Source organism: Actinobaculum suis, assembly GCF_900102025.1.
GTDB classification, from domain to species: domain Bacteria; phylum Actinomycetota; class Actinomycetes; order Actinomycetales; family Actinomycetaceae; genus Actinobaculum; species Actinobaculum suis.
The window spans coordinates 131,168-142,167 of the sequence record NZ_FNAU01000005.1 but is presented as its reverse complement, the minus strand read 5'-3'; the positions used below and the strand labels follow the sequence as shown (position 1 = coordinate 142,167).

Below are 11,000 nucleotides of genomic sequence, written 5' to 3'. Positions count from 1 at the left end.
TGCGCGGAATATGTTTTACGGGACATGGTAGAAGACTACCTTTCTCCGGCTGAACGCCGGGGCTAGCCTATGTCCACCAACAGGGGGTCAGGTCCCCTGCCTGATTTCTATAATCGGGCTAGCCTTAGTGTGGATCCTGAGCCTGTTCATTTTATGACGTATCGCTCGATGGCGGTGTGTAGGTGTAGAAGATCAGAATCGGTACTGCTGAGCCGGTGATTGAGAATTCCTGCGGGGGCGTTTGACCAGTAGAAAGTGCAAAGCTTTTTCTGGGAACGTCCCCGCTGGAGCTCCGGTGAGCTGTTCTTGCCTTGCCGGTAAATCTGAGCTTCGTAGTGTGGTCAAAGATGTTCCAATAGTTGGGAAATGCTAATCTGGCGGTTATGGTAAGCGAAGATATTCCGGGAACGCAGACGTTGCGGCACGGTCTGCAGGTTTTGCGTAGCGTGGCAGATGGGAACCAAAATCTTGCCGAAGTGGTGAAAGATACCGGCCTGTCTCGGTCCAAAGTACACCGGATTTTGCAGGCCTTGCGCAACGAAGGCTTTTTGCGCACCGAAGGCCGCGGCGAATACCGGCTCGGCCCAGCCCTCATTTCCCTGGGCTACCAGGCCCGTAACGAGGTTTCGCTGATCAAAGTGGCCTACCCGATCCTGGAAGAACTTTCGCGCGTCACCCTCGATACCGTGCACCTGGGCATGGAACAAGATTCCAAGGCCTTCTATTTGCTCAAGTTCGACGGCGAACGCGGAATCCAAATCCGCTCCGAAGTAGGCACTTTCCGCTCCATTACTCGCACCGGGCTCGGCCGAGCATTAATTGTTGACCAGCCATCCCAATGGGCCCAACTGTACAACCAAGAAGCCGCAGAAATGCAGCTAGACACCAAACCCGAAGCGGTAGCCGAATTTATTGGCAAAATGGCAGGTTTTGCAGCCCAAGGGTGGACCACTGATATCGAAGAAAACGAGCCGGGAATTCGTTGCGTGGCCGCGCCGGTGCGCGATTCCAGCGGCGAAGTAATCGGTGCTATCTCCATTTCGAGTGCGGCCATGTACATGGGAGAAGAACGGCGGCTCAAACTCGCCGAAAAAGTCAAAGAAGCCGCCCTCAACATTTCCCAACAGCTGGGATACCATCCGGCAGACTAGACATCCTGCACTGCCGCCAATAAATCCCGCACCGTCCGCGCTTCCCGAATCTTAGCGTCAGGAATCTGTTTTTTGGCAGCCTCCTCCACCCGCACAGCCACTGACCACCGTGTCAAATTATCAACCCACGGCGAATCGAATTCCAGATCGAGCTGGCAATGCTGCTCCGGCACGCCCTCTTCCGCCAAAGTTTCCAAAGCCGCCACCGCGAGAGGGTCCTCCGCTGTGGGCGTAGTTTCGGCGTCGTCGGCACTACTAGCACTAGTAGAAACAGCATCCAAACCCGCTAGATCAGCAAGCTCATCCAAGCTCTCCAGATCACTTAGCCCAGCTAGATCGCCCAGATTGGCAAGGGCAGCAAGGGCATCTCCAGAAAGTGGGGTATTAGCATCCGGTGGCGTAGATGCGCCCGAGTTGGGCCGGTTTCCTGCGCCGTGAGGATTGTGGTCCATGGTTTCCCGCCTCTCAGTTGGTACGCACGAAGCATGTCGTTCCTGGATCTTATGAAACAGCTCTTTCAGCATACCGCCGAACCTGGTGACCATCCGGCACGGGTGAAGCGCCTGCGCGAAAGGCTCTCTGCAGATCCAAACGATATCGAGGCTTTCACAGAACTGGTGGAAATAGCACAAAACGCGGAAGCTCAACACCCACCAGCCGATCCACTCACCGCCGAACACACCGGTACCGGTACCGCGCCCGCGGTTTCCGCTAATCTTGCGATCTGGGCGCTCGCCGAAGAACTATCTGGCAACCCTTCCTCTTGGTACCCGCAACTGCAGCTGGCCAAACTAAGTTTGCCAGCAGATGCCGCCGGGGCCGTGCGGCGCCTCCACACCGTGGCAGACCGCAACCCTTCCGGCCAAGTATTGGCCGCATGCATAAACATTTTGACGCAGGCAGGAATGCCGGACCAAGCCCTCAGCCTCGGGCTCGCCCACTGGGACCCGGCCACACACGGATTTGGGGCCGCACGCGCCCTCATCGAAGCAGCTCTGACAGCCGGGAGAGAGAAAGATGCCCGCACCTATGCAAACCAATACGTGCCTTACGCAAATAACGCCGAAAAACGCGAACTTGCCGCGCTTGTTACTCCCAGCGACGCCGCCTAACCTCTAACCCGCCCGGAAAATCCATTCCACGCCTGTAGCGGACCTACCCAACTCATTCCGCTCCACGCCTGTAGCGGACCTACCCAACTCAAAAGTAAATAGAAATAGAATAGGTAGGGGACAGGAAGAGAAAACGCGTTAACAAGAAAGGGAAAGATGGCAACTTTCATTGAGATCCATCCGGATAATCCGCAGGCCCGAAATGTGGCAAAAGTGGTGGACGTGTTACGGGAAGATGGCATCGCGGCAATCCCCACGGATTCCGGTTATGCCCTGATCAGCCGGATGGCTAATAAGAGCGGGTTAGAGCGGATTCGGACGATCCGTAAGGTCGGTGAAAAGCATGATTTTACGATGCTGTGCCGTAACTTCGCGCAACTAGGCACCCTGGTAATTGTGAGCAACCCGGATTTCCGTTTGATCAAACAACTGACCCCGGGGCCGTATACCTTCATTCTCAAGGGGACGAAGGAAGTCCCGAACGCCACTTTGAATAAGAAAAAGAAGACGGTCGGCGTGCGTATTCCGGACCACAAGATTACGCAGGCGATAGTGGAGGCCAATGAAGAACCGGTACTTTCCTCCACGCTTATTTTGCCCGGGGAAGAAGAGCCTTTAACCACTGGGGAAGAGGTGGAAGAAAAGCTGGGCCAGGCCGTTGATATTATCGTCGATGGCCCGGTAGGTGGCGGCGCCACTACGGTCTTGGATTTGGTAACTCGCGAGGTGCGAAGGGAAGGAGCCGGTGACATCACCGGAATTGAACTGTGAATCCAATCCTCATAGATCTTGACGGCACCCTGATCGATTCGGCTCCGGTGGTTACCAGCGTTTTGCAGGAAACCGTGCGGGAAGAACTCGGCCAGGAACATCCCCGTGATTACTACCTGCAGTTTATTGGCCCGCCGCTCATGGAAACTTTTGCGTTCCTGGGGGCAACGGACCCGGTGGAAATCACGCGGCGCTACCGTGAAAGATACGAACGGGTAATGCTGGATACGAAGCCTTTCCCGCACATGCCGGAAATGGTGGGGCGGTTGGCACGGGCCGGCGTGCCCTTGGCGATTGCCACTTCGAAAAACGAGCGCAATACGTTGCGTATCCTCGACCACTACAATCTCACGAAGGATTTTCGGGTTATTTCTGGGGATCCGGAGAACCGGCCGAACTATACGAAGGCCGATGTGGTGCGCGACGCCCTGGACCGCCTAGCGGAAAGCGGCGTGGATACCAGTTCCGCCCTCATGGTGGGAGACCGCATCCACGATATTGAAGGCGCGGGCCGGTGGGGGATTCCCACGGTTCTCGTGGGCTGGAGCCACGCCCCGCAAAGCGAATTTGACCAAGCGTGGGGAAGAGCAGACTCGGTAGCAGAGCTAGAGCAAATGCTCGGTGATTTTGCTATCGGCAAGCTCGTTGCCAAGCTGTAAAATCGTTGGCCAAGCTATAAAACAAATAAAAAGCGCCCGGAAGGCCCCGCACATTATTGTTTCGGTGCGGGACCTTCCGGACGCTTGCTGCCGCTGGTTGCTTTGGCGAGCTGCCGGTTGTTTAGGCGAGCTGCCGGTTGCTTTGGCGAGCTGCCGGTTGTTTAGGCGAGCTGCTGGTTGCTTTGATGGTTCGCTGGCTGCTTGGCAAATCGCTAGCTGTTTAGGTGAACCGCTAGCTGCTTAGGCGAGCACCTGTTGCTTAAGCAAATTGGCTGGCGTACAGGCGGGCGTAAGCACCGCCCTTTTCGAGGAGTTCGTGGTGCGTGCCCTGTTCCACCACATTTCCGTGTTCCATCACCAAGATGACGTCTGCATCCACGATCGTGGAGAGCCGGTGGGCAATAATGAAACTCGTGCGCCCCGTACGTAGCTCACCCATGGCTTTCTGAATGAGCTGTTCGGTACGCGTATCAACCGAAGAAGTGGCCTCATCGAGAATCAAAATATCCGGATCGGCCAAGTAAGCCCGCGCAATCGTTAGCAGCTGTTTTTCACCAGCGGAAATATTATCCCCGTCGGTACCAAGCTGAGAATCATAACCGCCCGGCAAAGTACGGATAAACCTGTCAATGCCAATCGCCTTGGCCGCGGCCACCGCATCAGCCTTCGTAGCCCCATCCCTGCCAAAAGCGATATTGCGCCAGATGGAATCCGCAAACAGCCAAGTTTCTTGCAGCACCATGCCAATATGGGAACGCAGGGAATCTTTCGAAAAGTCGCGAATATCTACGCCGTCGGTGAGAATCTGCCCACTATCGACCTCGTAGAAACGCATGAGGAGGTTCACGATCGTGGTTTTCCCAGCACCCGTGGGGCCCACAATCGCCACGGTTTGCCCAGGTTGCGCGGTGAAGGAAAGATCATGGATAACCTTCTTCCCCGGTTCATACCCGAAGGAAACATGTTCGAACGTAACCTGACCGCGCCGGTTTTCCGCCGGAACCAGATCCTCGTAAGTAGCCTCGCTATCGGGAGTCATCTCAGGTTCTGCCATAAAAGCAAAAATGCGTTCCTGCGAAGCCGCTGCCGATTGCAACAGGTTCACGGTAGAAGCCAAAGACTGAATCGGTTGGGAAAGCTGGCGAGAATACTGCAAGAAGGCTTGCAAACCGCCAATGGTCAACACCCCGGCAATCGCTTGCAAACCACCCATCACGGTCGCGATCACGAACATTACATTCGCCACCACCGTCATCGTCGGTTGGGAAAGCTGCGAGATCGCTTGCGCCTTGAAACCGGCGTCGAACAGGGCATTATTCGACTTATCGAAGCTCTTCTCAAACTCGTCTTCTAAACCATAAGCGGCCACCACTTCCAAACCGGTGAAAGATTCTTCCACCACGGAGGAAACATCAGCCGTCAAATTCCACTGCCGCCGGAACTGCTTCTTGGAATGCTTCAAAATCTGCACCACGACGAACGCCCCCACCGGCACCGCCACCAGCGAAACCACGGTGAGGCTCCAGGAAAGGAAGAGCATTATCACAATGATGCCCAAAACCTGGTAGAAAGCCGTAATCACTTCGGAAAGGGTTTGCAAAAGCGATTGCACCACGTTATCGATATCGTTAGTGACCGTAGAAAGCACATTCCCGCGCTGCTGCTTATCAATTTCGGTAAGCGGCATGCGATCGATTTTTGCTTGTGCTTCGCGGCGCATCCGGTAACCCAAATCCTGCACGACTAGCCGCACAATATAGCTCGCCAGGAAACGCAAAAGCGCTGCCACAATGTAGCAACCGCCCGTCACGCCAAGGATTTTGAGCAGCCGCCCATAGTCCACGCCGTCTCCGCGAATACCATCGATAACCGTATTAGTGCCCATACCCAGCAGGTAGGGGCCGGCGATCGTCAGCAAAACCGCGCCCAGGGTTACCACGAGCACAGCGAGGATCCGCCAGCGCTCACTTTTAAGGCTCTTGGCGAGCTTTAGTAGCGTCCCCTTGGTATCTTTCGCAACTTCAATATTGCCCCGTCTAGGCATTAGAGGGTCTCCTTCCGTTGCTCCGCGGTTTCGTCATGTTCTTGGGATTTCACGATTTCTTGGTAGGTTTTGCAATCACGCATAAGTTCTGCGTGGGAACCCAATCCGGCCGGATGCCCATCTGCCAAAACCAGAATCGTATCGGCACTACGCGTGGTAGAGGTGCGTTGCGCCACGATCACGACGGCGGATCCCGCGGCTTCTTCCCGCAGGGCTTGGCGCAAACGTGCATCGGTAGCAAAATCTAGAGCGGAGAAAGAATCATCAAAAACTATGAGGTCAGCTCCGGGTTTGCCGTCCGCATCCGGCAAAGCCCGATATAGAGCACGGGCGATGGTCACGCGTTGGCGCTGCCCACCCGAAAGATTCTTGCCACCGGATTCCACGCGGGCGTGAATCCCGCCCTGTTCTTCCACAAAATCCAGGGCCTGAGCTACTTCCAAAGCCTTCCGGACCCGCGCTTCATCTATATCCTTGCTGTTTCCAGTCACATTGGTGGCAATCGTGCCGGAGAAGAGGAAAGCGCGCTGCGGCACATAGGCAATTCTCTGCCGAAATGCGGCGAGATCGAATTTGTGTACGTCCACGCCATTTACTTGGTAAGTGCCGGTGGTTAGATCGGCGAGCCGGGGCAAAATTTTCACCAGCGAGGATTTACCGCACCCGGAGGCACCGACGATAGCTGTGGTAGTCCCGGGAGCAAAGTCAAGGTTGACCCCGTAGAAGGACGGCTCTTCGGCGTCGTCGTACGTGAGCGCGGCATCACGCAAACTAAAGGTGAGTGGGCCGGCGGGAAGGGGCCGCGGGCTGGCAGGGGAAGAAATAGAAGGTTCGGTGTCTAGGATTTCTTTGATACGCCGTGCCGAAACATTGCCGCGCGGCACGATCATAATGATCATGCCAATCATAAGCACCGCCCCGAGGATCATCATGAGGTAGTTAATGAAGGCGGTAAGCGCCCCTACGGGCATGAGGCCAGCTTCGATGCGGTGGCCGGCAAGCCAGACGATTACGGCGGAAGCAATACCAATCACCGCAGACATCAGGGGCATAAGGCCAGACCAGATCGTCCCTACTTCCAAGTAGATTTTGCGTAGCGCGGCATTGGATTCATCGAATCTTTTTGCCGTGTAGTTTTGGCGGCGGAAGGCGCGGATCACCCGTACCCCGGTAAGTTGGGCCCGCAAAGCGTCATTAATAGCGTCCACTCGCTTTTGCACAATCCGGTAGCGTTTAGCCAAAGCCATCATGCATAGCAAAATAATAATGGCCAGCAGCGGAACTATAACTAGCAGGGTGGCAGAGAGAGTGACGTCTTGCCCAATCGCCATCACAATTCCACCGATTCCCATGATGGGTGCGGTTACCACCAAGGTGAAGGTGAACAGGGCAACCATTTGAATACCCATAACGTCATTCGTGGTGCGGGTTACTAGGGTGGAGGCGCCGAAGCGGCGCTGATCGGCGGGGGAGAAACGTTGCACGTGGCGGAAAGTATCCCGGCGTAAATCCCGGCCCATGCGAGTAGAAATTCGGGAACCGAAGAAAATTGCCGTGGCCGAACACAGTGCCTGCACCACGATGAAGGCGATCATAATGCCGCCTATTTTCCAGATGTATCCTGCATCGTCTTGCAAAATACCCACGTCGATAACGCGCGCGTTGAGCGCCGGTAAGGTGAGATTGAGGAGTACTTGGAGAACTTGCAGAAAAAGGATTAGTGCCAATTCCCAGGCATGTGCACGCAAATACTTCCACGCGAGTTTGTATACCGTCATCTAAGCCTTTCACCTTGTAGATCCGCTCCTGCGGGGCGGCGAGTAAGCAGGGCTACGCAGCGAGCGTTAGCGTTGTACCGCGCGTGCGCCTAGCAGCTCCACACGCCCGTGGTCGGCGCAAAGCTAGCGTTTTTGTACAGCGTGAGTATGGCTAGCAGAGCGCGAAGACCGCTCGGTTAGCCTACGCGTGAAAGACAGATGTCTCTACCCGTAAATTTCGCTCACAACATCATTACCCCTGCTAATGCGGCAAATTACGAGGAAAAACCCTGCCCAAATTCACCTTGCGTGAGGTGGAACATGCGGCGGGCGCATAGCGGTAAATAGGTAGGCATAGAAAACCGCCGGTCTTCCATACCTGCTCCGCACTCTGAGTAACTAGTTTCTGTCTAGCTCTGAGTAGCTCGCACTAGTTTCTGTCTAGTTCTCGCTAGTACTAGTAAGTTCTGACTAGTTCGGAGTGGGAAGCGGAAGGGAAAACCGGCGGTTGCTTGGAGGTTACAGTGCCGCGCTAATTGCAAACTACGAGTTGCTTAGCGCGAAGCGGAAACCCCGCGGTGTGGCAGGGGATCCTGCCACACGGCGAACTTATTCCGGATCGTTATCCGGTACCGGTTCGGCGGCTTGCGGGTTGTTGATGTCGTACTTCTCGATTGCTTGCTGAACCACGGAACGGTCAATCTGCCCGTTCTTAGCCAGCGCGTACAGCGCGCGGACCACCATGGTGGCGTCGTCGATCTTGAAGTAGCGGCGGGCGGCAGGGCGCGTATCGGAAATACCGACGCCGTTCGCCCCCAGGGTTTCGTACTGGCCGGGTACCCATTCGCGGATCGAATCTTGTACCTGGTGTTCGAAATCGGAGGTGGCAATGAAGGGACCCTGCTCGTTCTTCAGCTTCGCCGTCACGTAGGCTTCGCGCGGCTGCTCGGTGGGGTGCAGGTAGTTGTATTCATTGGTCTCCAGGCCGTCGCGGCGCAGTTCATACCAGGAAGTGACGGACCATACGGTGGCGTCTACGCCCCAGTCGCGGCGCAACATCTTCTTGGCTTCGCGTGCCCACGGTACGCCGACGCCGGAAGCCAGCAGGTTCACCCGTGGCCCACCCAGCCCATCGGCATCTTCCAGCTTGTAGATACCCTTGATAATGCCTTCCACGTCCACGTTTTCCGGTTCCGCCGGCTGGTGGATCGGCTCATTGTAAACCGTGAGGTAGTACTGGACGTTTTGGTCGCGCCCATCAGAACCGTCCCCGTACATACGCACCAGGCCATCCTTGAAGATATGCCCGATTTCGTAGGCGTAGGCCGGGTCGTAAATGATTACGGAAGGGTTGGTGGAAGCGATCACCGGCGAATGGCCATCCATGTGCTGGGAGCCTTCCCCGGTGAGGGTGGTCCGCCCCGCGGTAGCCCCAATAATGAAGCCGCGCGCCAGTGCATCTGTGGCGGCCCAGAACTGATCGCCGGTGCGCTGGAACCCAAACATCGAGTAGAAGATGTAGAAGGGAATCATAGGCAGGTCATGCACGGAATAGGAAGTGCCGGCCGCGGTGTAGGCCGCTACCGAACCTGCTTCCGTGATACCCGTGTGCAACAGTTGCCCCTGCGTAGATTCCTTGTAGGAGAGCAACATGTCATGATCCACAGCCGTGTAGTTCTGGCCGAGGGTATTGAAGATCTTCTGCGAGGGGAACATGGAATCCATGCCGAAGGTACGTGCCTCATCGGGAACAATCGGCACCAAGCGGTAACCGAAGTTCTTATCGCGGATGAGGTCCTTGAGCAAACGCACCAGAGCCATCGTGGTGGCTACCTTTTGCTTGCCCGAGCCCTTCTTCATCGATTCGAAAGGCTTCTCCTTAGGCATCTGAATGCCACCTTGATGCACGCGGCGCTGCGGAATATCTCCACCCAGCTGGGCGCGATGTTCGCGCATGTACACCATTGCCGGGTGATCTTCCGGCGGCTTGTAATACGGCGCTGCGTAGGGATTTTCGAGCTGCGAATCTTCAATCGGCACGCCCGTAGTATCCCGGAGCAGCTTCAGATCAGCACTGTTGAGCTTCTTCATCTGGTGGTTGGAATTACGACCCGCGAACGCGGTACCCAGATCGTAGCCCTTCACCGTTTGTGCCAAGATAACCGTGGGCTGGCCCTTGTGGGCCAAAGCCGCGCGGTAAGCAGCGTAGATCTTGTGGGAATCATGCCCGCCGCGGCGCAGCGCCCAGATCTGATCGTCACTCATATCGGCAACGAGTGCCTTGGTGCGCGGATCACGGCCAAAGAAGTTATTGCGCACATACGCGCCGTCATTAGCCTTGAATCCCTGATAATCGCCGTCGAGCGTAGAACCCATGAGGTCTACTAAAGCGTGTTCCTTATCAGCCGCTAGGAGCGGATCCCATTCGCGGCCCCACAGTACTTTGATCACGTTCCAACCGGCGCCCTTGAAGAAGGCTTCCAGCTCTTGCACGATCGAACCGTTACCACGTACCGGCCCGTCCAAACGCTGCAGGTTGCAGTTCACCACCCAGGTGAGATTATCGAGCTTCTGGTAGGCCGCGAGCTGGAGCATCCCGCGCGATTCGGGTTCGTCCATTTCGCCGTCGCCCACGAAAGCCCACACGTGCTGGTCAGAAGTATCTTTAATACCGCGTTCGTGCAGGTAGCGGTTGAACCACGCCTGGTAAATCGAAGTGGCCGGGCCAATGCCCAAAGAAACCGTGGGGAACTGCCAGAAATCTTGCATCTGATGCGGGTGCGGGTAGGAAGGAAGCCCGCGCCCGCCGGAAGGCCGGCTAGCTTCTTGCCGGAAGGAATCCAGATCCGCTTCGGTAAGGCGCCCTTCCAAATAGGCACGCGCGTAGTTACCGGGGCTGGAATGACCTTGGAAGAACACTTGATCCCCGCCGCCGGGCGCATCAGGCCCGCGGAAGAAGTGGTTTTGCCCAACTTCGTAGAGAGTGGCCTGGGCGGCGTAGGAAGAAATATGCCCACCTACCCCCACGCCCGGCCGTTGCGCGCGGGTGACCATAACGGCCGCATTCCACCGCGTCCACATCCGGAACTGGCGCTCCAGTTCTTCATCTCCTGGGTATTCTGGTTCGGCACTCGCCGGAATCGTGTTGATATACGGGGTGGTGAGTTCGGGCGGAATGCTAACTCCGCGCCCCCGTGCGTGTTCTTCCATGGTGCCAAGCAGGAAACGAGCACGCTCATTGCCGTTGGTATCAATCAGGTCATCGACCGAATCTAGCCATTCCCGGGTTTCTTCCGGGTCCGTATCAGGGATCTGGCTTAGCTGCCCATTGATCATATGAGCACTCTGTTGCTTATCACTCACAGAAACTCCCTCGAATCGTTGGAAATCCGCGCATTGTACGAGTTCTTGTGGAACCCTAGTGAGGCGCAGAACTGAACTCTTCCATCTTATCTCTGTAACCGATGCCACGCCCACTCTGCGAGGCAAAGCGGACGAAGGTCTCA

Annotated in this window: 8 protein-coding genes; 4 read left to right on the top strand and 4 right to left on the bottom strand. The window is 56.2% G+C overall.

Going from position 1 to position 11,000, the window contains the following annotated elements; translation table 11 throughout:
• The first annotated feature begins 383 nt into the window (after positions 1 to 383).
• Positions 384 to 1,151, top strand: coding sequence for an IclR family transcriptional regulator (locus BLT47_RS04240; protein WP_049619015.1), 768 nt, complete (start codon positions 384 to 386; stop codon positions 1,149 to 1,151).
• Here BLT47_RS04240 and BLT47_RS04235 read toward each other — a convergent pair.
• Complete coding sequence (locus BLT47_RS04235) at positions 1,148 to 1,603, bottom strand: hypothetical protein (protein WP_074662023.1); 456 nt, start codon at positions 1,601 to 1,603, stop codon at positions 1,148 to 1,150. The two genes, BLT47_RS04240 and BLT47_RS04235, sit on opposite strands and share 4 nt — an antisense overlap.
• 51 nt (positions 1,604 to 1,654) lie before the next feature.
• Here BLT47_RS04235 and BLT47_RS04230 point away from each other — a divergent pair, with 51 nt between their 5' ends.
• The 3 genes from BLT47_RS04230 (at position 1,655) to BLT47_RS04220 (ending at position 3,693) form a co-directional block, all read left to right on the top strand.
• Positions 1,655 to 2,263 carry a hypothetical protein gene (locus tag BLT47_RS04230; protein ID WP_256332518.1) on the top strand — a complete coding sequence of 203 codons (609 nt, stop codon included), beginning with the start codon at positions 1,655 to 1,657 and terminating at the stop codon, positions 2,261 to 2,263.
• Positions 2,264 to 2,419: 156 nt separating this feature from the next.
• On the top strand, positions 2,420 to 3,034 hold the full coding sequence (locus BLT47_RS04225; protein ID WP_049620149.1) for an L-threonylcarbamoyladenylate synthase: 615 nt from the start codon (positions 2,420 to 2,422) through the stop codon (positions 3,032 to 3,034).
• The gene (locus BLT47_RS04220) at positions 3,031 to 3,693 is read left to right on the top strand and encodes an HAD-IA family hydrolase (protein WP_065415140.1); all 663 of its coding nucleotides are present in this window, start codon (positions 3,031 to 3,033) and stop codon (positions 3,691 to 3,693) included. The genes BLT47_RS04225 and BLT47_RS04220 overlap by 4 nt, the downstream gene beginning before the upstream one ends.
• 259 nt (positions 3,694 to 3,952) lie before the next feature.
• On the opposite strand, the gene BLT47_RS04215 is transcribed toward BLT47_RS04220, so the two are convergent.
• The 3 genes from BLT47_RS04215 to aceE form a co-directional block, all read right to left on the bottom strand.
• On the bottom strand, positions 3,953 to 5,737 hold the full coding sequence (locus BLT47_RS04215) for an ABC transporter ATP-binding protein (RefSeq protein WP_074662017.1): 1,785 nt from the start codon (positions 5,735 to 5,737) through the stop codon (positions 3,953 to 3,955).
• Positions 5,737 to 7,515: an ABC transporter ATP-binding protein gene (locus BLT47_RS04210; RefSeq protein WP_074662014.1), complete on the bottom strand. Its 1,779-nt coding sequence runs from the start codon at positions 7,513 to 7,515 to the stop codon at positions 5,737 to 5,739. The genes BLT47_RS04215 and BLT47_RS04210 overlap by 1 nt, the downstream gene beginning before the upstream one ends.
• Positions 7,516 to 8,103: 588 nt before the next feature.
• Positions 8,104 to 10,830, bottom strand: a complete 2,727-nt coding sequence (aceE, locus tag BLT47_RS04205; RefSeq protein WP_407706122.1) for a pyruvate dehydrogenase (acetyl-transferring), homodimeric type — start codon at positions 10,828 to 10,830, stop codon at positions 8,104 to 8,106.
• Positions 10,831 to 11,000 lie beyond the last annotated feature (170 nt).

Coding starts and splice junctions, on each gene's coding strand:
- BLT47_RS04215 (WP_074662017.1), bottom strand. CDS start 5,737: ATGCCTAGACGGGGCAATATTGAAGTTGCGAAAGATACCAAGGGGACG.
- BLT47_RS04235 (WP_074662023.1), bottom strand. CDS start 1,603: ATGGACCACAATCCTCACGGCGCAGGAAACCGGCCCAACTCGGGCGCA.
- BLT47_RS04240 (WP_049619015.1), top strand. CDS start 384: ATGGTAAGCGAAGATATTCCGGGAACGCAGACGTTGCGGCACGGTCTG.
- aceE (WP_407706122.1), bottom strand. CDS start 10,830: ATGATCAATGGGCAGCTAAGCCAGATCCCTGATACGGACCCGGAAGAA.
- BLT47_RS04230 (WP_256332518.1), top strand. CDS start 1,655: ATGAAACAGCTCTTTCAGCATACCGCCGAACCTGGTGACCATCCGGCA.
- BLT47_RS04225 (WP_049620149.1), top strand. CDS start 2,420: ATGGCAACTTTCATTGAGATCCATCCGGATAATCCGCAGGCCCGAAAT.
- BLT47_RS04210 (WP_074662014.1), bottom strand. CDS start 7,515: ATGACGGTATACAAACTCGCGTGGAAGTATTTGCGTGCACATGCCTGG.